At 65.2% G+C, this 25,669-nt stretch carries 20 protein-coding genes and 1 tRNA gene; 4 read left to right on the forward strand and 17 right to left on the reverse strand.

The features are described from left to right. Positions 1-10: 10 nt before the first annotated feature. A tRNA-Leu gene (locus tag ACN4E0_RS13210) sits at positions 11-97 on the forward strand. A 113-nt stretch (positions 98-210) separates the two neighbouring features. Here the strand turns inward: ACN4E0_RS13210 and ACN4E0_RS13215 are convergent. The 4 genes from ACN4E0_RS13215 to ACN4E0_RS13230 all read right to left on the reverse strand — a co-directional run bounded on the left by ACN4E0_RS13215 (position 211) and on the right by ACN4E0_RS13230 (position 3,415). Beyond that, positions 211-1,353 (reverse strand): DSD1 family PLP-dependent enzyme, encoded by a 1,143-nt coding sequence (locus ACN4E0_RS13215; RefSeq protein ID WP_419568553.1) that lies wholly within the window; start codon positions 1,351-1,353, stop codon positions 211-213. Next, entirely contained in the window at positions 1,353-2,606 is a 1,254-nt protein-coding gene (locus ACN4E0_RS13220; RefSeq protein WP_419568555.1) for a D-arabinono-1,4-lactone oxidase, read from the reverse strand. Before ACN4E0_RS13220 ends, ACN4E0_RS13215 begins: the two co-directional genes overlap by 1 nt. Positions 2,607-2,759: 153 nt before the next feature. Then, positions 2,760-3,095 (reverse strand): antibiotic biosynthesis monooxygenase family protein, encoded by a 336-nt coding sequence (locus ACN4E0_RS13225; protein ID WP_419568557.1) that lies wholly within the window; start codon positions 3,093-3,095, stop codon positions 2,760-2,762. Then, a complete protein-coding gene (locus ACN4E0_RS13230; protein ID WP_419568559.1) occupies positions 3,092-3,415 on the reverse strand; it encodes an NIPSNAP family protein in 324 nt (107 codons plus the stop codon). The genes ACN4E0_RS13225 and ACN4E0_RS13230 overlap by 4 nt, the downstream gene beginning before the upstream one ends. A 72-nt stretch (positions 3,416-3,487) precedes the next feature. On the opposite strand from ACN4E0_RS13230, the gene ACN4E0_RS13235 reads away from it, so the two are divergent. Beyond that, complete coding sequence (locus ACN4E0_RS13235) at positions 3,488-4,168, forward strand: ArsR/SmtB family transcription factor (RefSeq protein WP_419568561.1); 681 nt, start codon at positions 3,488-3,490, stop codon at positions 4,166-4,168. Between the two features lie 495 nt (positions 4,169-4,663). After that, on the forward strand, positions 4,664-6,517 hold the full coding sequence (locus tag ACN4E0_RS13240) for a CocE/NonD family hydrolase (RefSeq protein ID WP_419568562.1): 1,854 nt from the start codon (positions 4,664-4,666) through the stop codon (positions 6,515-6,517). 210 nt (positions 6,518-6,727) lie between these two features. Here ACN4E0_RS13240 and ACN4E0_RS13245 read toward each other — a convergent pair whose 3' ends face one another. The 8 genes from ACN4E0_RS13245 to ACN4E0_RS13280 form a co-directional block, all read right to left on the reverse strand. Then, positions 6,728-7,192: an Lrp/AsnC family transcriptional regulator gene (locus ACN4E0_RS13245; protein ID WP_419568590.1), complete on the reverse strand. Its 465-nt coding sequence runs from the start codon at positions 7,190-7,192 to the stop codon at positions 6,728-6,730. A gap of 22 nt (positions 7,193-7,214) precedes the next feature. Further along, on the reverse strand, positions 7,215-8,405 hold the full coding sequence (locus ACN4E0_RS13250; protein ID WP_419568564.1) for a dipeptidase: 1,191 nt from the start codon (positions 8,403-8,405) through the stop codon (positions 7,215-7,217). Then, complete coding sequence (locus ACN4E0_RS13255; RefSeq protein ID WP_419568566.1) at positions 8,402-9,985, reverse strand: serine hydrolase; 1,584 nt, start codon at positions 9,983-9,985, stop codon at positions 8,402-8,404. The genes ACN4E0_RS13250 and ACN4E0_RS13255 overlap by 4 nt, the downstream gene beginning before the upstream one ends. A gap of 81 nt (positions 9,986-10,066) precedes the next feature. Next, a complete protein-coding gene (locus ACN4E0_RS13260) occupies positions 10,067-11,215 on the reverse strand; it encodes a hypothetical protein (RefSeq protein ID WP_419568568.1) in 1,149 nt (382 codons plus the stop codon). Next, positions 11,203-12,246, reverse strand: coding sequence for a DUF1611 domain-containing protein (locus ACN4E0_RS13265; RefSeq protein ID WP_419568570.1), 1,044 nt, complete (start codon positions 12,244-12,246; stop codon positions 11,203-11,205). The genes ACN4E0_RS13260 and ACN4E0_RS13265 overlap by 13 nt, the downstream gene beginning before the upstream one ends. 13 nt (positions 12,247-12,259) lie before the next feature. Beyond that, positions 12,260-14,587, reverse strand: a complete 2,328-nt coding sequence (locus ACN4E0_RS13270) for a TonB-dependent receptor (RefSeq protein WP_419568572.1) — start codon at positions 14,585-14,587, stop codon at positions 12,260-12,262. A gap of 166 nt (positions 14,588-14,753) precedes the next feature. Further along, positions 14,754-15,773 (reverse strand): dipeptide epimerase, encoded by a 1,020-nt coding sequence (locus tag ACN4E0_RS13275; RefSeq protein WP_419568574.1) that lies wholly within the window; start codon positions 15,771-15,773, stop codon positions 14,754-14,756. Positions 15,774-15,775: 2 nt separating this feature from the next. Further along, a complete protein-coding gene (locus tag ACN4E0_RS13280) occupies positions 15,776-17,758 on the reverse strand; it encodes a serine hydrolase domain-containing protein (RefSeq protein ID WP_419568576.1) in 1,983 nt (660 codons plus the stop codon). A gap of 133 nt (positions 17,759-17,891) precedes the next feature. Between ACN4E0_RS13280 and ACN4E0_RS13285 the strand changes: the two genes are divergently transcribed. Beyond that, entirely contained in the window at positions 17,892-18,524 is a 633-nt protein-coding gene (locus ACN4E0_RS13285; RefSeq protein ID WP_419568578.1) for a helix-turn-helix domain-containing protein, read from the forward strand. A gap of 89 nt (positions 18,525-18,613) precedes the next feature. Here ACN4E0_RS13285 and ACN4E0_RS13290 read toward each other — a convergent pair whose 3' ends face one another. The 5 genes from ACN4E0_RS13290 to ACN4E0_RS13310 are packed head-to-tail and all read right to left on the reverse strand — an operon-like array spanning position 18,614 to position 25,600. After that, complete coding sequence (locus ACN4E0_RS13290) at positions 18,614-19,639, reverse strand: alpha/beta hydrolase (protein ID WP_419568580.1); 1,026 nt, start codon at positions 19,637-19,639, stop codon at positions 18,614-18,616. Positions 19,640-19,649: 10 nt separating this feature from the next. Next, positions 19,650-21,299, reverse strand: a complete 1,650-nt coding sequence (locus ACN4E0_RS13295; RefSeq protein ID WP_419568582.1) for a tannase/feruloyl esterase family alpha/beta hydrolase — start codon at positions 21,297-21,299, stop codon at positions 19,650-19,652. A gap of 37 nt (positions 21,300-21,336) precedes the next feature. After that, positions 21,337-22,638: a spinster family MFS transporter gene (locus tag ACN4E0_RS13300; RefSeq protein WP_419568584.1), complete on the reverse strand. Its 1,302-nt coding sequence runs from the start codon at positions 22,636-22,638 to the stop codon at positions 21,337-21,339. Positions 22,639-22,697: 59 nt separating this feature from the next. Further along, complete coding sequence (locus ACN4E0_RS13305; RefSeq protein WP_419568586.1) at positions 22,698-23,546, reverse strand: 3-hydroxyacyl-CoA dehydrogenase family protein; 849 nt, start codon at positions 23,544-23,546, stop codon at positions 22,698-22,700. Continuing rightward, positions 23,543-25,600 carry an acetoacetate--CoA ligase gene (locus tag ACN4E0_RS13310; RefSeq protein ID WP_419568588.1) on the reverse strand — a complete coding sequence of 686 codons (2,058 nt, stop codon included), beginning with the start codon at positions 25,598-25,600 and terminating at the stop codon, positions 23,543-23,545. The genes ACN4E0_RS13305 and ACN4E0_RS13310 overlap by 4 nt, the downstream gene beginning before the upstream one ends. Positions 25,601-25,669 lie beyond the last annotated feature (69 nt).

A 25,669-nucleotide genomic window follows, 5' to 3' on the forward strand; every position in this document is an offset into this window, starting at 1 on the left:
CAGACTGTGTGCGGTCGTGGCGGAACTGGTAGACGCGCAACGTTGAGGTCGTTGTGGCCGCAAGGCCGTGGAAGTTCGAGTCTTCTCGACCGCACCATACAGTCTGTATCTCCCCGCTTCATTTCGGTGTCGTCGTGAAGACGGCCCAGAAACGGGCGGTTCCGCGCCATTCTCCCCAAGCGCCGGCGAAACTGTGACCGGATACGGACGCTAACGCGCTCGTCCGCGCGCGCTGACAGGCCAGATGTCCAGGAGCGTGTCGTCCCGAACCACGTGGTAGTAGTCATAGAGGTTCACTGTCGGATCGCAGTGGGGTGCCACCAGACTTACCGGATCTCCAGGCCGCAGGCGTGCGCCGATTTCCGGACCCACAAGCGCGCCGTGCTCGTCGCCCATGAATGCGAAGACAGTGTCGGAAGGCGCTCCCCTGCAGACCCGTGGACTGCCTCCGTCGGTCGACAGCGACTTGAACCCCGAATCGATCGTGACCAGGCCGCCATGGTTGGCGCTGACGACGCGTGCATCGACCGCAAGAGAGGTCTCGAACGGAGCTTCGCCGCTACCGTCGAGGTCACAGTCGAGATACTGCGCGTCCATAAAGACATAGGAGCCAGCCTGGAGCTCGGTAAATACGCCCAGCGCGAGGTCGATCGCGTGAGTTCCGGTGCCCGAACCGGTGACGATCTCGGGCGGAAAGCCTGCTTCGCCAAGGGCATCCACGACCGAGCGGAGGTATCGCGTGCGCTCCTCGATCGCGGTCCGCCGGGCTGCGAAATCCTCGATGTGCTGCTGCGCCCCGCAATAGAACTGCAATCCGCGCAGGCGCAGCCGCTCGCAATCGGCGATCGTCTTTGCCAGTTCGACGGCCGCCTCGGGTGAAGCGACGCCCGTCCGGCGAATGCCGGGATCGACATCGATGATCACATCGAGCATCGCATCGCTGCGAGTCAGACGACCATCAATGCTCCGGGCGATCTGCGGGTCGTCGACGGTAGCCATGAGGCCTTCCGCGCGACGGGCGAGCGTCGCCAGCCGGTCGATCGCGGCAGGCGCCGCCACCGGTGAGGTGATCAGCACGCCCGCCACCCCTGCGTCGACCATGACCTCGGCCTCGCCGATCTTGGCGCAGCAGACGCCCACCGCGCCTGCGGCTATCTGCCGGTGGGCGATGTCGACGCTCTTGTGTGTCTTGGCGTGAGGCCGCAAGGCCACGCCCTTGTCGCTCGCCTTCGCCTGCATCGCAGCGATGTTGCGCTCGAGCCGGTCGAGATCGAGCACCAGGACGGGCGTGTTGAGCGCCGCACGCGACCCCTGCTGGCCAATCAGATGTTCGTGGAGTTCACGGTCGTCCATCAGCCGAACAATTCCTCGAGATGCGGATTGAGAAACTTGCCGGCGGGGTCGACCGCCCGACGCACCGCGCGATAGCGCTCCGCCATGGGATAGAGCGCGTCGACATCGTCGCGCCCCAAGGTATGGCGCTTTGCCCAGTGCGCCCTCCCTCCATGCGCGCGGAAAATCGCCTCGGCCTCCGCAAACAGTTTCCGCCACGGCATCTTCGCATACTGATGCATCGATATGGCCGCGACCGGGCCGGCATTCATCGGACTCATCCAGATGTCGTCGGCAGCGACGATGCGGAATTCGAAGGGGAAAGACACCGGCAATCGCTTCTTGCGAATCCAGCCGACCAGTTCGTCCAGGGTTTCCAGCCCAGCCGATTGAGGCATCTCGTACTCCATCTCTTCGAATGGAATCGTGCGATCGGACGGAAAGATAGTGTGAGCGGGTCCTCTGCGTTCACCGCTCATATCGAATCGCATCAGCAGCCTTTGCAGACTGGGCACGAGCGGGGGAAACATTGCGCCGATATTGAGCAGACGGCGGAAACCGGCTTCTTCCATGTCGGTCGTGGTGGGCGGAGGGTCGCAGGGATCGCACGGCTCCAGCGTTTTCAAGATCACCGTGTCGGCATGGGGAAAGAACCAGAATTCGACGTGGCGCAGTTCGGTCGCCAGTTCGAAGTATCTTTCGCGAATTTCGTCCCAAGGGTGCTTCGCGACCCGCTCGACGAGGTGATAGGCCGGGACCACATCGCACTCGATCTCGGTCGCTATGCCGAACATCCCGAGGGACAGCCGCTGGGCCTCGAACAGGTCGGCTTCGGTATTTGCGTCGCACCAGATCGCCTGCCCGTCTGCCCCGACGAGGCGGAAACCGCGGGCGAACGAGGCGAGGTTGCCGAGCTCTCGGCCCGTCCCATGCGTTCCGGTTGCCATCGCTCCGGCGAGCGACTGCGGATTGACGTCGCCCTGGTTCGCCAGCGCGAGCCCACTTTCCCAGAGCTCCTGCGTCAGGCGCTTGATGCTCCAGCCGGCGGGGATGCGCGCAGTCATCCGGTCGGACGCGATGGCGAGACGGGAGTCCATCTCGGCAAGACCGACGATGACGTCGTCACTGGCGCAGAGCGGCATGAACGAATGCCCTGCACCGGTGGGCCTGACTGTCCCCGCCGCGCGCACCAAGGCGCCGAGTTCTTCCTCGGTTCGCGGCAGGTGGACCTCCCCCTCTGCCTTCACGCTGCCTGACCAGTTGGACCAGCTCATCCCGCCCGAGACTAACACGCAGGGTTGTCGAAGCCAGCGTTTTCCCGATGCGGGCGCCTGCAGGGCAGCTCACCGTCTACTTGGCAACGCGAGCGGAATGTCAGCTTCGAGAGCCGGGAAGCGGAGACGCCTTGGTTCGGCGAGTGCCCCCAGTCATGGCACCGGAGAAGCTGGCACTTGCGCGCGGTCAGCGATGGAATAGTCCCGGATCACTTCCGCTACTCGCAGTCGATAATGCGCAAAGACCCCATGTCGCCCGGCCGCTTGGCCGGCGCGATGCTCTGCCATCTCGCGCCAGCGTCGCACCGCCACTTCATCGGCAAAAAAGGAAAGCGAGAGCAGCTTGCCAGGATTGGTCAGGCTCTGGAACCGTTCGACGGAGACGAAGCCCTCCACCTCTTCGAGCAGCGGACGGATTTTCTCTGCGATATCCAGATAGCTATCGTGGCGGCCCGGTGAGGGCTCGGCCTCGAATATCACGGCGATCATACCCTGTCTCCGTGAGGCCGCGAGACGATCGTGAGGAACGTCCGATCCTCGCGGATAAGGAATTTCTCCCGCCGGGCGAACTCGTAGTTCTCGCGGCCCAGCGGATCGGCGGCGAGCCGCTCGCGATAGGCTTCGTAGGCCGCCAGACTCTCGACGTTGTAGATCCCGTAGGCCAGCGTGCTCGAGCCTTCGTGAGGTGCGAAATAGCCGATCAGGTCTGCGCCGCAGCGCGGGATCGCCTCCCCCCAATTTCGGGAATAGCTGGCAAACTGGTCCTTCTTCGTCGGATCGATGTGGTAGCGGATGACGCAGGTAAGCATGGGATACCTCTCTTCGTGGAAGCCCGCACATAGCTCTTGGTCCGAACGCAACGCTTCGGTAGAGATCGAAGTATGAAGGAAGGTCCGGATATCGCCCGCCTCGCAGCATTGGTCGCCGATCCGGCTCGGGCGAACATGCTGACCGCGCTCATGTCCGGCAAGGCCCTGACCGCCACCGAGCTCGCGAGCGAGGCCGGCGTGACGCGGCAGACGGCCAGTTCGCATTTGCGCAGGTTGGAAGACGGCCTGCTCATCAAGCCACGCCGGCAAGGAAGGCATCGCTACTTCTCGCTCGCCGACGAGCGGGTCGGCCGCTCGCTCGAAGTGCTGATGGAACTCGCGGAGGATATGGGGCATGTCCGGGCACGAACTGGCCCCAAGGATGCGAGACTGCGCGAAGCGCGCATCTGTTACAATCATCTGGCGGGACATCTGGCGACGCGACTGTTCGATGGATTGCTGGAGCGCTCGTGTCTCGAACTCGCACCAGAGGGCCTGTCGTTGACCACGCGCGGGATGGCGTTTGCGGCTGCGTTGGACATCGACATTGCAGCGCTCCAGGCCGGACGCGCGCCTGTCTGCAGGGAGTGCCTGGACTGGAGCGAGCGGCGATCACACCTTTCCGGGAGCCTGGGCCGCGCGATCCTGAGCCGGATTCTCGAGCGCCGATGGGCGTATCGAGCGACCGAATCTCGAGCGATAATCTTCTCTGCAAGGGGAAGAGACCAGTTCGAGAGGTTGATCACCGGCTAGTCGCGACGGTGGTTGCAGTGCGGGCGTCGCCAGGCGTGCCTTCAGCGCAATGAAGGTGTTTGGCGGGCCAGCAGCTTGGGGGGCCGGGAGCGAAAATCTGGGATCGGTCGGTTCAGCGCCGAGCGGGGCGTTCGGCTTCGACAGCTTGCAGGCGTTCCCGCGTTTGGTGATCCTGGCCGGCGGATGACGTTCCCAGCGCTCACGCGTTTGCTGCAACTCGTCCTATCCCCGCGCGAAACCAGAAATGGCCCGTAACCAGCTTGCCTTTTCTCTGATAAGGACAATAGTGGCCGAAACGGAAATCTTGCATTGGAGGGCGGTTTGCACACATTCCATATAAGGACGGCACGGCAGCAAGGGACTTGCACACGTCCGAACCCGCAAGCCGCGCGCGTGTCCGGTCGCTCTTGGGGAGCCCAAACATCTTCTCCACTGCGGCGGCTCGTCTCCCGCCTCGGCAGGTTGGCGGCATGCGGCGTCCTCCTCGCGTGCTCCGTGGCGATATCCGAGAGACCAGCGCTCAGCCAGAGCGTCGAGGTTCGGTCAGGCGGGCTCAGCGATCAGGTCGCGCCCGGCGCCGCGATCGGCAACTATGTCGGTGAGGACCTGATGATACCGATGCGCGACGGGGCCAGGTTGCACGCGCAGGTCTGGCGCCCACGCGACAGCGCAGAGGATCTGCCGATCCTCATCAGCCGCTCTCCCTATGGCTTCGCCCCGGACTATGTGAAACACTTGCTCGGATCCTCCTACAAGGAGCTGGCCGACGACGGGTTCATCTTCGTGCTGCAGGATATCCGCGGCCGTCTGGGCTCCGAAGGAGAGTTCGTGAACCTGCGCCCGCGGCGCACCGATGCCGATGGCGTCGACGAATCCACCGATACCTACGACACGATCGACTGGCTGGTATCCCATCTCCCCGCCACCAATGGTCGCGCCGCGGTGATGGGCGTATCCTACGGCGGGTGGACCGCCGCCATGGCGACGATCGAACCGCATCCCGCGCTCAAGGCGATTTCCTCGCAGGCCTCGCCCGACGACATGTTCATCGGCGACGACTTCCACCACAATGGCGCGCTGCGGCTCGACTACGCTTGGGGTTGGGTGACCGCGCTCGAGACCGACGGGCGGACGATGAAGCCATTCGATTTCGGCGGAACGTCGAGCGTGTTCGACTGGTATCTCGAGCAGGACCCGCTCGCCTCGCTCGACCGCAGGCAGCTCGGCAAGACCGTCCCCAGCTGGCGCAATTTCGTCGACCACCCGACCTACGATGCCTTCTGGCGCAGCCAGCGCACCACCGGCAACCTGCCGACTGAGGTCGCCGTCCCCAACCTCGTGGTCGCCGGCTGGTACGATCAGGAAGACTTCTACGGCCCGATGAACATCTACCGCGAGCAGGAGAAGGGCGACACCAACGGACTGAATTATCTCGTCGTCGGTCCGTGGAACCATGGCGGTTGGCGCGGCGACGGCAGCCACTACGGCCCCTTCGAGTTCGGCTCGGACACGGGCAAGTGGTTTCGCAGCGAGGTGGAGCTCCCGTGGTTCCGCTACTGGCTGAAAGACGAAGGCGAATTGCCGCTCGCGGAAACCTTGGTCTACCAGACGGGCAGCAAGCAGTGGCAGCGCAGCGATGCATGGCCGCCGGCAACCGGCGTGGTCGAACGCCGGCTCTATCTCGGGCCGCGAGGGCGGCTGAGCTTCGATCCCCCTTCGGCGACATCGGCTGAGCCGAGCACCTTCGTCTCCGATCCAAACGATCCCGTGCCCTATCGCGCCAAAGGAGACATCCTTCCCTTCCTCTCTCCCGGATCGAGCTGGTCGGTCTGGCAGGCCGACGATCAGGCCCGGTTCGCCCAGCGTGACGATGTCCTGCTCTGGCAGACCGAGCCGCTCGAAGAGGATCTGGTCTTCGAAGGCGAACTCGAGGCGCAGCTCTTCGCCAGCACGACGGGGACCGACGCGGACTGGGTGGTCAAGCTGCTCGACATCTACCCAGCCGACGAGAGCGTCGAGCCCTCGCTGGCGGGCCGCCAGCGGATGATCGCCGGGGACGTCTTCCGGGGGCGCTTCCGCGAGGGCTTCGACAATGCCCGCGCGCTCGAGCCCGATGCCGTGCTGAGCTACCGGATCGATCTCCACTCGGCGTCGCACGTGATCAGGAAAGGCCACCGGATCGGCGTTCAGATCCAGAGCAGCTGGTTCCCGCTGATCTCGCGCAATCCTCAGATCTTCCTGGACAATATCCTCGAGGCTCGAGCCGAGGACTTCCGGGCGCAGACGCACAGCCTGTTCCATGACCGCCTGCATCCTTCGGCGATCTCGCTGACCGTCAGATCCCCCTGAGCGAGGCGGTTGCCGCGGTTACGGAAGAGTGCAGCGATGACCCCTAAGAAGGCTTCGATCTTGCGGCTCACGCGGGCTTCTGGGCGAGGTCGAGCGACGGTCGGCATGTGCATCGACGAACCTGCCTTTTTCGGCTCTTTGGCCTAATTCCAGGAACAGGCGGTGAGTTTCTCCCCGCACCGTCCGATACCCGGTCGAACTTTCCCCGGGTTATCGAATCGGCAGTGCCGTGGTGGATTTGATCTCGGACAGGGCGATGGTCGAGTTGACCTCCTGCACGCCGGGGAGCTGCGACAGGCTGTCGAAGAAGAACCGTTCGTAGGCCTCGATATCGGGCGCGACGATCCGCAGGAGGAAGTCGACCGGGCCCATCAGGACGTGGCATTCGAGCACTTCGGGAAAGGCCCTGATGGCTTCGGCGAATTCGTCGAGATTGGCGCGGCCATGCGCGTTGAGTTTGACCTGGGCGAATACCTGCGCATTCAGGCCGACCGACTTGCGCTCGACCAGCGCCACCCGGCGCTTGATGAAACCGTCGCGCTCGAGCCGGTCGATCCGCCGCCAGCACGGCGAGGCCGACAGCCCGACCTTCTCGGCAATGGCGGAGGTCGACAGCGAGCCGTCTTCCTGCAGCAGTGCGAGGATCTTCTTCTCGAATGGGTCGAGCGGAGCGATCGTATCGTCGGCCATGGCGGGCTTATTGCCCGGCAGCCTCCGCCGCCGCAAGGATGCGCAGGACGTTGCCGCCGGTCATCTTGTCGATATCCTCGCGCGTATAGCCGGCCTCGAGCAGGCGCCCGGTGATCACCGGCAGCGCGGTGATGTCCATGAGGCCGTCGATGCCGCCGCCGCCGTCCCAGTCAGCCCCGAAGCAGACGTGATCGACCCCGGCGACCTCGATCACATGCAGCAGGGCCGCCATGTATTGCTCGAAGCTCGTGGCCCACATCGGCTCGGTCTTGTCGAGCGCGCGCGTCCGGCGGATCAGTTCCGCCTGCTCCGCGGGCGAGAGTTCGGCGATGTGCTCGTACCGGTCGAACAGCTGCGCGCGTTCCTCGCCCAGGTTCATCTCGCTCATGAAGATCGTCGACATGCACATGGCGCCGCCCTTCGCGGCCACCGCGCGAATGCGGGCATCGTCGAGATTGCGCGGATGGTCGTTCGCCCAGCGGGGCGAGCTGTGCGAGAGAATGATCGGCGTCGTCGAGAGCGCGAGCATGTCGTCTAGCGTCTTGTCCGACGAATGGCTCGCATCGATCACCATGCCGAGCCGGTTCATCTCGGCGACCCATTTGCGGCCGAGCGGGCTGAGCCCGTTCCATTTCGGATCGTCGGTCGCCGAATCGGCAAACTGGTTGGTCCCCGAATGAACCGGCCCGGCCATGCGCACACCGCGCTTATGGAATTCTTCCAGCAGCGTAAGGTCTTCGCCAAGCGGATAGCTGTTTTCGATGCTCTTGAAGCCGATCAGCTTGCCCTCGCGCGCAAGCGCTTCGGCCTGCGCGGCGCTCGTCGCGGGCTCGATCACATCGCGATGCCTGGCGAGCTCGGCATCGATAACGTCGGACCGGTGCCGGGCGAAGGCAAGCGCCTCGCGATAGCCCTCGGCCGTCAGCGGTCCCTGCGCGGTGTAGACGACGAAGAACCCGCCATCGAGATTACCTTCGCGCATGCGGCCGAGATCGACCTGCGCGATATCGTTCTCCAGCGTATGCCGCGCCCCGAAGTCCCAGCCTTCGCGGCCGAAGTTGAGCGGCGTGTCGAGATGGGTGTCGAGCACGATCAGGTCGCGATGGATGGACATGACATCGCCCTTCCCCTGCGGGACCGTGGCGCAGGCCGACAGCGCCAGCGCCGGCAACAGCGCGAGTGGAAGTTTGCTGGTCATCGGCTTTCCTTCACCGGCTTGAGGTCGAGATCGCGGTAATCATAGCTGAAGTCTGCCAGCGGAGAGGCTGCCTCCACCTTCACCCGGTCGATGGCGCCATGCGCGTCGAGATCGAAGGTCACGAGCGCGGCTTCGAGCGCCGGGTCGGTGAACTCGGTCTTGAAGGTATCGTACTGGTAGTGGGTCAGCCGGCCCTCCATCCGCGGATTGGTGGTGAAGTCGATCCACAATCCGCCGTCGCGCTCGCTCACGACGACATCGCCATACCATGGATCGCGATAGGTACCCGCATAGGCGGAGGTCGCGAGCGAGGGGCCGACATCGGCGGTTTCCTCGCCGGCCTGGGCAAGGAAGGCCTTTCCGCCTTCGAGCCGCTCCTCGACGAATGCGTCCCACTTCGTGGGCCAGTCATTGAACGGCAGGCCGAGATAATGGTCGAGCAATTCGTAGAACAGCCCGCGGCGCAGCGCCGCCTCTTCCGAATTGATGACGATCGCGAAGCCGACATCCTGGTCGGGCAGGAGCGCCACCAGCGCAATCGCGCCGAACACCCCGCCCCCGTGCCAGATGAGGCGCGCCCCGCGATAGTCCTGGACCTGCCAGCCGAGCGCATAGGCGGTGTAGTCCGGATTGGTCGGCGCGAGATCGCCCGGCCAGGCCTCGTTGGGCATCGGCGTCACCGGCTTCCACATCTCGAGCGCCGCGTCCTCGCTGAACAGGCGACCACCCCCCGGCAGCGCGCCATGGCCCAGCTGGATCTTCAGCCATTGGGCTAGATCGCTTGCGCTCATGGCCAGTCCCCCGGCGGGCAGGGCGTTGCGGCCGAGCTCGTCCTTCTCGTCGAGAACGACATTGGGCCCGTCCCCGCGCAGCACGCCTTGCGTGCGGGCATGCGGGAGCGCGCGGTTGGCGACCGCATAGCGGGTATCGTAGTCCGAGGTCGAATCCATCATGCCGCCCGCGCGCAGGACATCGTCCAGGACGTAGCGTTCCCAGGTCTTGCCGCTCACTTCCTCGATCAGCTGGCCCGCTACGACATAGAGAATGTTGTCATAGGCATAGGCCGAGCGGAAGCTCGTGGCGGGCTCGATATAACGGAGGCGCTCGACCGTCTCCTTGCGGGTCAGGTCGGAGCGGGGGACATAGAGGAGATCCCCCGCCCCGAGCCCGAGACCGCTGTGATGAACCAGCAGGTCGCGGACGGTCATGTGCGTGGTCACCCATGGATCGTTCATACGGAACCACGGCATGTGGTCGATGACCGTGTCGTCCCAGCCGAGCTTGCCCTCGTCGACCAGCGTGGCGAGTGCTGCGACGGTGAAGGCCTTGCCGGTCGATCCGGTCGGGAAGATGGTATGCGCATCGACCTTCGCGCTCCCGCCCAGCTTGCGCACGCCCCAGCCGCGCGCGAGGGTCGTCTCGCCATGCTCGACGATCGCAATCGAAATCCCCGGCGCCCCCGATTGCTCGCGCAGCGTCTCCACCCGCTCCGCGAAACCCTCGGGCGGCGCTCCTGAGAGCGGTCCGGCGGTGGCCATCGCGACGATGGCGGTCAGCGTGACAAGCAGTCTAGAGGTCATGAGCCCCTCCGTCTTGAGCGTTCGGGGAAAAACGAGTGCACCTGTCCGGCCCTGCTGGTCCTGCCGGGGCGGTTAACGCCATCACGCATGGCCCGCGACGGGGTCGGACGCGCGCGAGGCGAAGATGCGTACGGCGCCGAGCGTCAGGATCGGCACGACGAATGTGGCGAGGAAGACCAGCGCCATGATGCGGTAGCCCGAGGCGATCAGCTCGACCAGGCCGATCCAGCTTGCCACGAACATGCAGGCCGCAAGCACGCCGATCGTGAGCACAGCCCTGAACCATACGGGCACGGCAGCATCGGGTCGGCGCGAAAGGTAACCCGCGACCGCGCGCTCGTTCAGCGCATGGATCACGCCGACACCGCTTTCGAGCAGCGCGCCGAAGACCATGATCTGGAAGGCGAAGCGAAAGGCCGGGCTTCCCAGGCGCTGCAGGATGTAGTCCGACGGCAGCGTCGCATCGAGGATGGCCGGGTGGAATGCGATCATCGCCAGCAGAAACGCAAGTGCCGGGAGCATCGCCATCGGACCGGCGATCGCACCAGCCACCAGTGCGTTGCGCCGCGTGCCGATATGGCGGAGCACGGGCAGGATCATCACGGCGGCGACGATATTGTAGGCCCCGTAGGTCAGCCCAGAGAGCGGCCACCCCGCGGCCATGCCCCCCGCCTGCAGTGTTTGGTCGATGCGCTCGCCGAAACGCGAAAGCGCGAGCACGAGGAAGATGGCATAGACCGTATAGAGAAAGGTCGAGACATATTTGAACATCGTCTCGACCGCGCGTTCGCCCAGTCCCGCGATCACCGCGATCAGGATCGCCAGGCTCAACGTGCCCACGAGCTTGGGAAGGCCGAGCAGGCTCGCCCCGACCTCGCCCGCAGCCGCCCCGAACACGGCGAGCAACAGGATCGAGAAGAGGATGAAGCAGATCTCGAACACGATCGCGCCGCGCCCGAGCAGCTGACTGACGAAGCTCCGATAGTCGTAGCTCCGCGTCGCATGCGCGAACGCGAAGGTGAGCGCCGCCACCAGCGACCATATGACCGTCGCCAGCACCATAGCCCAGAGCGCGCCGATCGCGCCCTGGCTGAGGAAGTATTCGGCGAGCTCGCGTCCGGTGGCATAGCCGCCGCCGATGATGACGCCTTTGAGCGCGAAGCCGGGCAGCAGGTAGCGCTGGAAGAAGCTGCCCTGCGACGTCGGTTCCGGGGCGGTCAGGCCAGGCAACTGTCGACCAGCCTTTCGAAGAGCCTGCCGCCGCGCATCGGATCGGCGACGGGCAGGCCATGCAGACGATCGCTTTCGGCCTTCATGATCCGCGCAGCCTCACCCTCGTCGAAGGACGAAGTGTTGAGACTGACCCCACCGCAACGGATTTTCGGATTGGTCAGGCTGCCGAGCCGCATCGTCAGGTCGATCACCTCTTCCACAGACGGCACCGGGAACCCTTCGACCCCGATGATTTCCTTGCGGGTGGGATCGTGGCAAACCACAAAGACGTCGGGCTGGCTTCCGTGCAGGAGGCCGAGAGACACGGCCGCGAAGGAGGGATTGAACAGCGATCCCTGCCCTTCGATCACATCCCAGTGATCGGCGGCCGCGTCGGGCGAAAGGACCTCGGCCGCCCCCGCTTCGAAATCGGAAATGACCGCATCCATCGGTATGCCCTTGCCCGCGATCATGATGCCGGTCTGGCCGGTTGCCCGGAAATCGGCATCGACCCCGCGCGCCAGCAGCGCCCGGTGAAGCGCGATGGCGGTGTATTTCTTGCCCAGCGCGCAGTCGGTGCCCACGGTCAGGACACGCTTGCCCGACCGCTTGCGACCGGTGCCGACGGGGATGTTCTTGGGCGGCACTCGGATATCGACCAATCGTCGCCCACCCCGCCGCGCCGCCTCCTCGAGTTCGGGTATCGAGGATAGGGGACGGTGCAGGCCGCTGACGATATCGAGGCCGGCATCGAGCGCTTCGACCAGGGCCGCGACCCAAGTGTCCGGGATGACCCCGCCGGGATTGGCGACCCCGATCACCAGCGAGCGCGCGCCCCGGCTCCGGGCTTCCGCCGGATCCATCCGGGCAAGTCCAGCGCTGACGGCACCTTCCGCGGTCGACCACTCGCCGACACACAGGTCCGGCGCCCAGTCGACCAGTCCGAAGGCGGTCTTGGCATAGCTGGGCTGGTCGATATCTCCAAGGAACAGCAGGTAGGGCGTCGAGAGGCTGAGCGCCTCGGCTTCATGCCGCATGAATGCGTTCATCTCGCGCTTCGCCTCAGAACTCTGCGCCAACGGTCAGGCCGAAGGTGCGGGGACGAATCGCGGTCGCCGACAAGGCGGTGCCAGGGCGGAGCAGGAAGCTGCCAACGCTGGTCAGCCCGCGCGAGTCGGTCACGTTGCGGACATAGGCGCCGATGCTGAAGCGTTCGAAGTCGATCCCGGCCCGCAGATCGGCCGAAGCATATCCGTCGATCGTGTAGCGCCGTCCGAACGTGGTCTGATAGGCGTCGTCGAAATTGCCGAACTGGTCGCTGATCAGGCGTACGCTGCCACCCACGAAGGCCTTGGCCGAATTGCCCACGGCCCATTCATAGTCGGCCGAAAGGCTGGTCGACCATTCAGGGGCGTAGGGGAGCCGGTCGTCGGCAAAGCCGCCATTGCCCGCAGGCAGATCCTCGTCGAGCCGCGCGTCGTTGTAGGCGATGTTCCAGGTGACATCCAGGCCGCGGATCGGCCGCAGCGTGGCGCTGATCTCGACGCCCTTGCTGGTCGCGGTGTCGCCATTGCCATCGGCATTCACGGGGCCGATCGCTGTGTCGTAGGTCACGAGGACCTGGATGTCCTTCCAGTCGAGATAGTAGACCGAGGCGTCGATCGTGAAGCTGCGATCCGCGGTTTCGGCGCGGATGCCTGCCTCGTAGCTGATCAGCGTGTCGGCATCGAACTGGGTCGGGAAATTCGGTCCGGCGCCAGGCGGCACGACATTCGGGCCGCCCGGGCGGTAGCCCTTGGCGACGCGGGCGTAGAGCGTGGTCTGGTCGGACAGCTCGAGACGCGGGGCGACCGACCAGGTGAACACGTTCTCCTTCGAAGTGCCCGTCACGACGTCGGGGATGTCTTCGACCGCGAAGCCCGAGAAGAACAGCAGCGAGCCGTCGAGCGACTGCAGCGTGTCCTGCTCGTTGTGGCTGTAGCGCGCACCGGCAGTGATGTCGAAAGCGGGCGTGATGTACCATGTCGCGCTGCCGAAGGCGGCATATTCCTTGTACTGCGAGTCGAGGACCGCGGTCAGGAAGGTGGGGAAGGTGACATCGGCGCCGCCTGCGCCGACGGGCAGGGTCAGCGCGGGGTCGACCGCTTCGCCCGTCGCAAGGACGAAGGGCTGGTAGTTCTGGAACAGCAGCCCGTCTTCCTTGGTGAAATAGCCTCCGATCAGCCATTCGAAGCTGTCGTTCGACGGGGAGTCGAGGCGTACTTCCTGGGTGAATTTCTTCTGGCCCGAAAATGCCGGGAACGTGATCCCGAGCGGGTCGACGCCCGGGCCGCCATAGATTGCATCGGCGATGCCGGGTAGCTGATAGGTTACGTCATAGACTTCGGTCTGGTCGAGCGTGCCGTAGCTGGTGACCGTGGTCAGCGTGGCGAAGCCCATGTCCCATTCGACGGTGCCGTTGTAGAGGCGGTAGTCGACGTCGTTGCGCTCGGGAAAATATTCCGAGCGGGTCAGCCGGCCGTCGGAGATCGGATCGCCGGTGGTGGGATCGAAATCGAGCGGCTTCAGCGTGACCGGATCGACATCGAAGCCAGCGCGCGAATTCGAACGAATGTTCTGCGCGATCGCGGTCAGCCGCACCGAGAAGTCCTCGCTCGGCTCGAACAACAGCGATGCACGGCCACCGTAGCTGGCATAGTCGTTGGCGTTCTCGCGATTGATCCCGACGGTGTCGATATAGCCGCCCACGTCGCGATAGTAGCCGCTGGCACGTAGCGCGATCGTATCGCCCACGGGGATATTGACGACGCCGTTCGCGCTCCAGCCGTCATCACCGCCGTCCGTGACCTCGTAGCCCGCCTTGGCCCGCACCTGGAATTCGCCGAGTTGCGGCGCGACCGTGACGAACTTGACGAGGCCGCCGAGCGAGTTTGCGCCGTAGAGCGTACCCTGGGGGCCGCGAAGGACTTCGACCCGCTCGATATCGAACGTGTCGATGTCACCCGCCAGGATTGCGCCGTTGCTGGCGCCCGTGCTGGGGCCGAACGGCGTATCGTCGACATACACCGCCGCTGTGGGGCTGGCGCCGCCGGTATTGATCCCGCGGAGGATGATCCGCGTCCTGCCGGGGTCGGACTGCTGAAGACTGAGTCCGGGAACCTGCGCGACATAGTCGACGAAGCTGGTGGCCTGCTGCTGTTCGAGGTCGTCCCCGCCGAGCACCGAGATCGACTGGGGGATTTCGGCCAAGGTCTGCTCGCGTTTCTGCGCCGTGACGATGATGACGTTGTCGCCCAGATCGTCGTCATCGGCCTCCTGCGCGAAGGCTGGAGCCGCTGCCAGCACCGCGCCGAGAACGGCAAGGCTCGAAGAAGCAAAGATCGATTTCATGTGTCTCATCCCGTTAGCGCCACCAGATGGCAGCTGTCCCCGATCGCTCCGCGCCACCCGTTTCCGTCCCTCCGGGCCTTGCGAAGCGTCCGAAAGAGACGCAGCCCAACCCACGTACTTTCGGAACGCAACTATTATTGTCCTGTTTGGAAAACTGTCAACCTATTTAGGACATCGACGTGACGCCGCCCCAGATTGCGTCATCGCAATGCACTTTGCCGTCGGCATAGAGCACCCCATCGGGCCGGTCCTGCTGGAGGAAAATAGGGCCATCGAGGTCCACGACGTCGCACAGCTGGCCGAGCAGGTAGGACGGAGCCATGGACAGGCTCGTCCCCATCATATTGCCGACCATCACCTTGAGCCCCAGCGCCTGGGCCCGGCGGGCAATTGCCAACCCCTCGGTCAGGCCGCCGCATTTGTCGAGCTTGATGTTGACGATGTCGAACCGCCCGACGAGCCCGTCGGTGTCGGCGAGCGTCAGCGCACTTTCGTCCGCCGCAAAGGGCAAGGGGCGATCGAAGCCGTCGAGATCCGCCTCGCGACCGATCGCCAGCGGCTGCTCGAGCAGCGCGACCTTCGCCTTGACCAGCGCGGGCAGGAGGTCCGGCAGCGTCTCGATCCGGTACCCCTGGTTGGCATCGACCCCGATCCACGCATCGGGCCGCGCCTTGCGGATCGCCTGCACCCGCAGGATGTCGATGCCCGTGTCGCCGGTCAGCTTGACCTTGATCGGGGCGGCCGGATCGAGCGCCCGTGCCGCCTGGGCCATCGCCTCCGGCTCGTCCGCCCCGAGCGTCAGTGTCGAGCGCAGCGGCACCGGTTGGCGCAGGCCGACGAGCTTCCAGACCGGCATGCCTCGCTGCTTGGCCTCGAGGTCCCAGTAAGCGCAGTCGATCGCGTTTCTTGCGCCTCCGGGAGGCATGATCGTCTGGAGCTGCGCGCGTGTCGCACCGGCTTCGATGGCCTCCCTGGCTGCCAGGGCCTGCTGCATCATGTTCTCGGCATCGTCGCCGAGGTAGTAGGCCCCGGCGCCCTCGCCCCACCCCTCGTACGTCCCATCCGATAGCCGCACGACGAGCACGGCAGTACTGTCGAACACATGCCCCGAAATCCGGAACGGCCGGTGATAGGGAAAATGCTCGACCGAGAGGGAGAGCGCGAGTTGCCGGCAATCGGTCGCCACCGTCAGTACACCAGGCCGTAGCCGTAGAGATGGAAGGCGATGGTCACCCAGGAGAGGATCAGACCGGCAAGCACCATGAGCCCGGCGCCGAGCTTCATCGTCCAGCGACGGCCGTCGCGGAAGCACAGCACCAGATGCCACACCGACACGCCGAGCAGACCGAAGGCCGCCAGCGGCGTGAGGGTTCGCAGCAGATGGATCAGCCAGTCGAGCGAGCCACCGAGCGCCCCGAGATCGGCGGTGAAGGTCTGCACGAGCAAGACCCAGCCGAGCGTCGCGAGGATGGCGAGGCCGGCGAAGACCCGGACCAGCCGATAGGCGAGGAGCGAGCGCCCGCTCAGTGCGAACTCAGCGCCATGGTGACGCCGCACGAGGGCGCGGACCGGCCAGAACACGAGCGCCAGCAAGGCAAGCAGGAGCGCGGCAACCGTCGCCGGCAGGAGCCATGCAGGGTTGGTCGCGGCGGGAGCCGGCACGAGCATCATGAAGGGCGATACCGTGTCCATGCTGACCCGGACGACCTTCCCGTCCTTGACCTCGGCCGCGATGCGCTCGCCCGAATTGACATCGCGCCACACGAAGGGCTCGACCTCGACCCACTCGCGCTCTCCGGCGCCGAGGATGTCGAGCGCGGGGAGTGCGATCTTGCCGTCGGGCAGCGCTTCGATCGTGGTGCCGCCCAGCAGACCGAAGAGGCTCATGAAATTGGTGAAGGAGCCGCGGCTCGAGACATAGGTCCCCGCCACCAGCGCGGCATGCTCGCGCTGCGTGGCCTGATCGAGCGGCTTGAAACTCCGCCGGTCGGGGAAATAGCGATCGGCGAAGGCGTGAATGATCGTCCCGCGCAAGCCATAGGCCGCAGCTTCCTTGCCCGGGCTGTTCATCGAGATGAAGACGCCCGTCTGCAGGTCGGGGAAGATCCACAGATCGCTGTGGAAGTGATCGGTGTCACCGCCATGGCTGATGCTGCGATGGCCGTTCACCACCTGCTCGTAGAAGCCCAGCGCCATGGTGTTGAGCGGGCCGAGCCCGGGCGCGCGGAAATTGTGCATTTCGCTCGCGGTCTCGGGTTTGAGCAGCGCCCCGGAATTCTCGAGATGCGCAAGCATGAACTTGCCCATGTCCGTCCCGCTAACCGAGAAGCTGCCGGCGGGTGCTGGCAGGACGATCTCGAACTTCTTCGCCCCCTCGTTCCATCCCTGATAGCCGTTCGACATATAGGGCGCGAGCGAGGCGGGGAGCGGCTGACGCGAACTCGCGAACCGCATTCCGAGCGGCTTGAAGATGCGTTGCTCGATATAGCTGTCATAGGGCGTGCCCGACACGCGCTCGACGATATAGCCGGCGAGAGCGGTCGCGTAGTTGGAATAGGCCGGTGTCGTACCCGGCGCGAAGACCCTCTCCGGCAGCGCCCGCTTGACATACTCGTCCAGCGGCAGAAGCGCATCGGCATCGTCGGTGATCAGGTAGCGGATCGATTCCTCGAAGCCTGCCGTGTGCGTCATGATGTTGCGCAACGTGACCGGCTCGCCCTGATAGGGCGGAATCTCGAAATCGAGGTAGGCATTGACGTCGCGGTCGAGATCGAGCCGTCCCGCCTCGACTTGCTGCATCACCGCGGTCCAGGTGAACAGTTTCGAGATCGAGCCGATGCGGAAGAGCGTGCGGTCGGGGTTGACGGGCTTGCGGGCTGCGAGATCGGCATAGCCATAGCCCTTGCTGGCGACGATCTCGCCATCCTTGACCACGGTGACCACCGCACCCGGAATGCTGCCCGATTCGAGGGCATAGGGCATGAAGCCGTCGAGCCATGCGGAGACATCCTGTTCGCTCATCTCGCGAGCCTGCGCCGCGCGGGGCTGTTCGGCGGCCGGTGTCGAGCGCGCCGCGCCCTCGACCGCGGTCTCTTGCGGCGCCTGTGCGGCAAGCGGGAGGAACAGCAACCCGGCTGCCAGCGATGCGATGAACTTCGGAAACTTCGGCATTTGGCTTACCCTCTCCCATGGCGGAGGCGACACTTGCGGTGAATTCAGACCATCCGTAGAATGCAAACACCTATCCCAATAGGGACATAATGTCCTATCTGGAAAATTGTCAAACCAAGAGTTTCGCCGATCAATGGATTCCACCACCAAGCATCCGGCCCTGGCCAGCGTCATGCGGCGAATTCGCACCCGCAACCAGTGGACTCTGAAGCAGATGAGCGAGAAATGCGGGATCCCCGTCTCGACGCTGTCGAAGGTCGAGCATGACCGCCTGACCCTGAGCTACGACAAGCTGCAGCAGGTCAGCGAACGGCTGAATATCCGCATGTCGGATCTCTTCGTCGAATCGGAAAACCGCGAGGTGCCCCAGGTGACCGGGCGACGCTCGATCGGAAAGGTCGAGGACGCGGTCCAGGTGACCACCGACAATTACGACTATCACTATCTCTGCACCGATCTGCGCCACAAACGGATGATCCCGATCGTCACGCGGATCCGCGCCCGCAGCGCCGCCGAGTTCGGCGAGCTGGTCAAACATCACGGCGAGGAGTTCATCTACGTTATCGAGGGCGCGATCGAGGTGCATACCGAATTCTACGATCCCGTCGTTCTCGAAGAAGGTCAGAGCATCTACCTCGATTCCGCGATGGGTCATGCCTATGTCGCGGCCAAGAACTGCGACGAGGCGGTTGTCCTAGGAGTGTGCTCGAGCGCGGACGAGGGGCTCTTGGACTCGCTCATGAGCCTGCGGGGCGCGTCCATGTGATCGCGCGCTGTGCTGGGCGCGATCGGCGGGCCAAACCTCTCTTCCCGCGTGCGAAAATGTGACGCAAGGCGCGCCTGGGCGCGCACCCCCTATCGCCCATCATCCGGGTTCCCCCTTGCCTGGGCCAGACGTCGCGGGTCGGGCGACTGCACGACGATGTCGGCGGCGCGCTTCTGTCTGTCGATGACCGCGCGCAGGCTGGCGACGCCTTCGTCGTTCCAGCCGGGTGGCGAAATCCGGCGACCGATGAAGTCGAGCGCGTTCGCCATGCGCGGCAGAAGCGACCGACCGATATGGTCCCCGCCATGGACCAGCCGGTATTCGTGCGCGAGCCGCGCGTCGAAAAGGATGCGATGGAGGAACTCGGCCCCTTCGTAGAGATGGAGCATGTCCTGGTCGCCGACTTCCAGATAGATGCCGAGTCCGAACAGGCGATCGGGCTCACGGGAGGCGATGGTCGCCGGGTTGTTCGACTCCCAGTAATCCGCATCGACCGGATTGCCGAAGATCGGATGGAGTACGGTCTCGGGGCGCCAGAAGCGGGTTTCGGGGCCGACGCCCTGCCAGCGGAGCTTGGGTTCGATGGCCGGCTCGAGCGCGGCGACGGCGGCAAACTCGTCGGGATGCTTGAACGCGATCCGCAACGCACCCAGTCCGCCCATCGATATGCCGGAAAGGAACGTTTCGTCCCGGGTCTGCGCAACATGTGCCGACCGGCGTACGAAAGGCAGCACGTCGCCGAGGATATAGCGCTCCCACAGCTGCGAACCATCCCGGAAATCCATGTAGAGCGACCGCCGGGCGCTCGGGGTGGCGATCACCAACGGGGGGAGGCGACGGGCGAGAATCTCGGCGTCGAAGATGTCGGTGAAGTAGAGCATGTCCCGCTCGCTGCCATTGCCGCCATGGAGCAACATCAGCAGCGGATAAGGTTCGGCGCGCTGCGCGTCGTAGCCGGGCGGATGATAGATCGCGATGCCCAACTCGCCCGGCACATTCCGCGACGACAGCGGGTGAAACGCGACCGTCCCCTTCGCCTGCGCCTGCACGGGGGCGGCGAGCGAGGCCGCGGCACCGGCTATACCAAGACGGGCCAGGTCACGACGGCTGGGCAAGTCCGAAACCCTAGCGCTCGCCCCGGGCTTTTCCCGGCGTTTCGCAGCGAAAGCTGCTCGCAGCATCGGTCGACCCGGTACCGCGATACACCGCGCGCTGCGGCCATGGGCACAATGGGCGCTGCATGGCGATCTTGCCCGACCCAGCGTCGGCAAACCGGGTCGCGGTGATCCGGTCCGGGGCCTTCCCTTCTTCCGCCCAAGCGATCAGCGCAGAGAAGAGGTCGTGTTGCGGATCGTCGGACGGGGGACGCGGCGGGATGCCCAGCGTTGCGTTGAACGCATCCGGCCCGGTGCCTCCGCCGCAATGCATCATGCCCGGGGCCATGAACAGGCGGGCATTTTCCCCAAGCCTTGCCGGGTCACCGATCTGAGCGGCGTGCCGGTCGAAGAATGCCACCGACTGTTCCGGCGGAACGAGTGTATCGGCGAGACCGTGGAAGACGATCAGCTTCCCGCCCCGCGCTGCGTAATCGGCGAGGCTGCCGCGCGTGGCATCGTTGACGATCGCATCGAGGCGTTCGTCCACCAGCGGCATGTCCCGGTCGAAATCGAACCCCTTCCAGTCCCAGTCCGTCCCGAACACCCACTTGAACAGCCCGCCGAAGGGTGGCGCGTCCTTGATCGGCTTCTGAAGGAAGGACCAGCCGAACGTATCGGGCATCTCGCTGCCGGGAAGCCAGCCATAGAAGCTGCGATCGCCGGTCGAGCTGGTCGGCCCCGAATAGAATGCGCGTGCAGTCGCGACCTCGCCTTCGGTCAGGCAGTTCGCCGATGGAGCCGCCTTGCACTGGAGGATCTGCGGATCGAAGCGGCAGCTCAGCGGGTCCATGATGAAGCGGTCACCCGCCAGCGCATGGCCTTGCTTCCAGCAGGTGGCGATGGCGGCGTCGTTGAGCAGCTTCAATTTGGCGTCGGAGAGAACGCGGCCGGGTTCCCGGTTCGCGGCAGCATAGTTCCACAGCACCGCCGCGTGCCCCCAGGTACGGTTCATGACCGGCGCACCGACAAGGATGCCATCGTAGTCCTGCGGGTAATAAAGCGCTTCGATCAGCCCCATCTGCCCGCCGGTCGAACAGCCGGTGTAATAGGACTTGCGCGCCTCCCTCCCGTAAAACGCCTTGGTCAGCGCCTTGCCCGTGGTCGTCATGACATGAGTGGACAGGCGCCCCCAGTCGCGCCACTTGCGCGGCTGGCCGATCAGGGCTTCCCCTTCGAGCGGCGTGGCGGGCGCCGTGCCGGCGTCGGTGGTCGCGGTCGCGAAACCGCGTCGCAGCCCCTCGGCCATGCCAGAATAGCCGAGCGCGAAGCTCCCCGCGAAGCCCCCGCTGCCGTTGCCGTGAAACACCCCGGTCCACCCCTCCGCAGGCAGCCACAGCTCGACCCCGATGTCGGACCCGGGCGCAGACCTGACCCGCGCGACCACGCGGCAGAAGGCGGGATAGCCGGGCACGTCCCCAGTGAGAGTGGCCTCGTCAGCTTTTGCCGGGATCGGCATCGCGCTTTCGATCGTCGTGTTGGCCAGCTTCACATTGGACAGCGCGCTACAGCGGGTTTGAGCATTGCTGCCCGCCGTGGCGGACTGGGCCAAAGCCGCGCCCGGAACCGTACAGCAGAATGCGGCGGCGGAGAGAACGGCGAGGCGGTGCGTGCGTGTCATGTTTCTCTCCGATGCTTGTGGCATGGGCCGGTCCCGTTCACGAAGCCGACGCCCGTTCCGATCGCCGGATCAATGCGGCGAGCCACAGGAATAACAGTGCGCCGATCAGATACATGGGCGCCAGAGCATAGTAAGCGGCCTGCAGCGCGTGCTCGCCATAGGTCGGGCGAAAGAAGTCGCTCATCATGCCGACATAGGTCGGCCCCAGCCCCAGCCCGATGAAGTTCATCACCAGCAGCAGCAAAGCGCCGGAAATGACGCGCCGTTCGGGCGCGGCTTCGTTTTGGACGAAGGTGACCGTAGCCGAAAGGAAGAAGGAATTGAGGAACATGGGCACGGCGAGGAAGGCGAGCGCGAGCTCCCAGTTCGGTGACCATGCGAAGCCGACGAAGAACGGCATTGCCAGCACCAGCGAAGCGGCGGGCACGGTGGCATAGGCGGTCTTGCTGCGCCGGGCGAAGTGATCGACGATCCGGCCCGAGGCGTAGATCCCGGCGCTCATGCCGATGCCCACGACCAGCGCGTACCACACGGCGACATCCTCCAGCGTCATGCCCTTTTCGCGCATCAGGAACAGCACGGTGAAGTTCAGCAGACCATAGGTGATGAAATTGCCCGCCCCGCTCGCCAGCGACGCCATCAGGAGCAGCGGGTTGCGAAAAAAGCGGAGGATGGTCGCCGCGAAACCTTCCGGAGGCACCTCCGGCACGGTTGCAACCGGACGGGTGTCGGTCTCGCCGCGGGCAGGTTCCCGGACGAGCCAGTAAACCAGCAACGCCGTGAAAACCCCGATGGCGCCAATCACATAGAAGGGCATGCGCCAGTCGAACGCGGATGCGAGCGAAGCGCCGAAAGCCACGCCCAGCGCGGAGCCGATGGGCGGGCCGAGATTGAAGATCGCCATTGCGGTCGTCCGCCGCTCGCGCGGGAAGGTGTCCGAAATGATCGCATAGGACGGCGGTACCCCGCCGGCTTCACCAACGCCGACCATCATCCGTGCGACGACCAGCTGGCCGTAGTTGGCGGCCATGCCGCAGGCGGCGGTCGCCGCGCTCCAGATCGCGCAGGCGGCGGAGAGCACTTTCACCCGGCTGGTGCGGTCTGCAAGCCAGCCGATCGGAATGGCGATGAAGCAGTAGAAGAGCGCGAAATAGAACCCTGTGAGCAGCCCGAGTTGCCCGTCGCTGATGCCGAGCCCGTCCTGGATCGGCTTGGCGAGGATCGAGATCAGCTGCCGGTCGAGAAAATTGAGCACGTAGACGAAAGCCAGCATGCCCAGCGTGATCTTCGCGCTGGGGGACGACTTGTAACCGCCTCCGGTCGCGGTCGCGGCGCTCATTGCGAGCGCTCGCACGGCGTGTTGGTTCGGGTCATCGCTTGGTCCTCTCCGCTTCGTTCTTATCCGTTTTCGTTCAGCCAGCCAGGCTTGCCCTTGCCGCCGCCATAACCTGCCGCGACCCGCTGCTTGAGCAGGGCGGGCGGGCGGAAGCGTTCCCCATAGGCGTCGTGGAGGATGCCCTGCACCTGCAGGCACAGGTCCGACGTCACCACGTCCATCATCGCGAACGGCCCGATCGGGTGACCGAGGCCGAGGCGGCATGCGGTATCGAGATCGGCGGGCGTGGCAACGCCTTCGTCCACCAATCTCACCGCCTCGATCAGCATCGCGTGGAGCATCCGGTTGACCGCGAAGCCGGCGACATCCCTGATCCGCACCGGATGCTTGCCGATTCCCTCCAGCATCGCGACGACCTCACCGACCGTCGCTGGATCTGTCGCGAAACCGGGCACCACCTCGACAAGCTTCATACGCGACACGGGCGAGAAGTAGTGTGTGCCGAGAAAGCGTGCCCGCCGTTCGGACGCAAGGAAGGCCGCGAGCGTCGAGATCGGCAAGGTCGAGGTATTCGAGGCAAGGATGCACTCGGGTCGGCATGCCTCATCGAGTGCGCGCAATACCGCGCCCTTGGCGTCGAGCGATTCGTAGACGGCTTCCGTCACCATCGCGCAATCGGCCATTGCATCTATCGACTGGACCGGCTCGATCCGCTCCAGCGCAACCTCGGCCGCTTCCGCTTCATAGAACTGTCGCGCAACACCCTTGTCGAGAATGCCGCGCAATCTTTCGACCGCACGGTGCAGCGCTTCACTGCTCTGGTCGTGGAGCAGCACATCGTGGCCGGCCAGCGCAAGAACCAGCGCAATCTCCGCCCCCATGAGGCCCGCTCCGACAACACCGGCCTTCACGAAGTCCGCTCCGTGCGCAGCCGGGCCTGGGATGGCTCGTGGCTCCGCCAAGCCTGCGCCCGTTCGACATACCAGGGCAATACTTCGGGCGTGGAACTCGCCTCGACATTGATCACCTTGGCGACCGGCCATCCGGCGAACAGCCGCTTGATCGGCAGCTCCTGCTTCTTGCCCGACAGAGTGCGGGGAATTCCCGGCGCGGCAATCAGCAGGTCGGGCACGAAGCGCGGCGACAGGCTGGTGCGGATCGCGGCGGCGACCGCGTCCTGCGTCTCTGCGTCCACCTGCTCGCCTTCGCTCGGAACGACGAACATGAGCAGGCGGCTATCGCCGTCTGCATCCTCGACATCGATGATCATCGTGTCGGCTATTCGAGGCAGTTGCTCGACGGCGGCGTAGATTTCGGCGGTACCCATGCGCACGCCGTGCCGGTTGATGGTTGCATCGCTGCGGCCCGAGATCGTGCAGCTGCCGTCCTCGTGGACCGTCAGCCAGTCGCCGTGACGCCAGATCCCGGGCCATTCGGAGAAGTAGGATCCGCGATACCGGCTGCCGTCCTCGTCGCCCCAGAAATAGAGCGGCATGCTGGGAAAGGGCTTGGTGCAGACCAGTTCGCCGACCTCGTCGACAATCGGCTCTCCCCGTTCGTTCCAAGCCTCGACCGCGGCGCCCAAGTGCCGGCACTGCAAGCGGCCGGGCGTATCGGGGAGTTCGGGATTGCCGGCCATGAAGGCGGCGGCGATTTCGGTCCCCCCGCTGACATTGCACCACCAGATGTCGGGCCGACCGAGCGTGGCGAACTGCGCCGTGCCCCAGCGTTGCACGTCGGGCGGCAGAGGCGACCCGGTGCTGCCGAGTGCGCGGATGCGCTCTGCCCCGTCGATCTGTGCGATCTCGACCCCGGCCTTGCGGCAATTGGCGAAGAAGGCTGCACCCGCGCCGAACCATGTCACGCCCGCGCGGCCCGCGAAGTCCCAAAGTCGCGTCCAGTCGGGATCGGTCCTGGTCCCGCTCGGCGAGCCGTCGAACAGACAGATGGTGGTGCCGCTGAGCAGCCCCCCGACCTGGATGTTCCACATCACCCAGCCGCTGGCGCTGTTCCAGTGGAACCGGTCGCCCAGCGTATTCTCCTCATAGCTCGGGCCCAGGTCGAAATGGAGGCGCCCGGCGGCAGTCGCGAGTATGACGCCACCATGCCCGTGGACGATTGCCTTGGGCAGGCCGGTGGTGCCGCTCGAATAGAGTATCCAGAGCGGATGGTCGAATGGCAGCCATTCGGGCTCGAAGCCGGCAACCGCCTCGTCGTCGCGCGCGATGACCGCCGCGAAGTCGATCGCATCGGTTGCCACACTCTCGGCACAGTCGGTCGAGACCAGATACAGGCTTTCGATGCAGGGAAGCTGGGCGCGGATCTCGGCGAGCGTCGCCCTGCGGTCGAGGGTCTTGCCTGCATAGAAGACCCCGTCGACCGCTATCAACGCCTTGGGCTGGGTCTGCCGCCAGCGATCGAGCACCGCGTTGATGCCCATGTCGGGAGAGCACAAGGTCCAGACCGCACCCACGCTGGCGCAGGCCAGCAGGCCGATGACTGCGGCCGGAATGTTGGGAAGATAGGCCGCGACCCGGTCACCGGGTGCAATTCCGCGTGCCCGCAGGTCGAGGGCGAGCGAAGCGGCCCGACTGCGCAGCTCTCGCCAGCCGATCGTCTCGTTCCTGCCGCGCTCGTCCTGGGCGATGATCGCGGGCTGGCCGGCTTCCTCGGCCGCGTCCACATGGCCGAAGACGTGCCGCGCATAGTTGACCGTGGCGCCGTCGAACCAGCGAGCGTCGGGCATGGCATCACCACCCAGCACGTCGGTTACCGGCGTGGGCGACTGGACGCGGTCCCACTCCCAGATGCTGCGCCAGAAACCCTCGAGATCGTCCACCGACCAGTGGTGGAGGTCTTCGTATGTAGCGAATTCGAGGCCCCGGATCTCTTTCAGCCAGTTGCGGTACAACCGCATCTGCGGAACGGGTGTCGTCAGGTCCACGCTGGTCGTGGCAGAATTCATTTTGGGGAAACCTTGCTTCGAGTTCGTCGGCGCACGGCGCGCATAAGGTGGTCGGGCGGCACCCGTCAG

Origin of the sequence: Qipengyuania sp. (genome assembly GCF_048550555.1) — a bacterium.
Lineage (GTDB): Bacteria > Pseudomonadota > Alphaproteobacteria > Sphingomonadales > Sphingomonadaceae > Qipengyuania.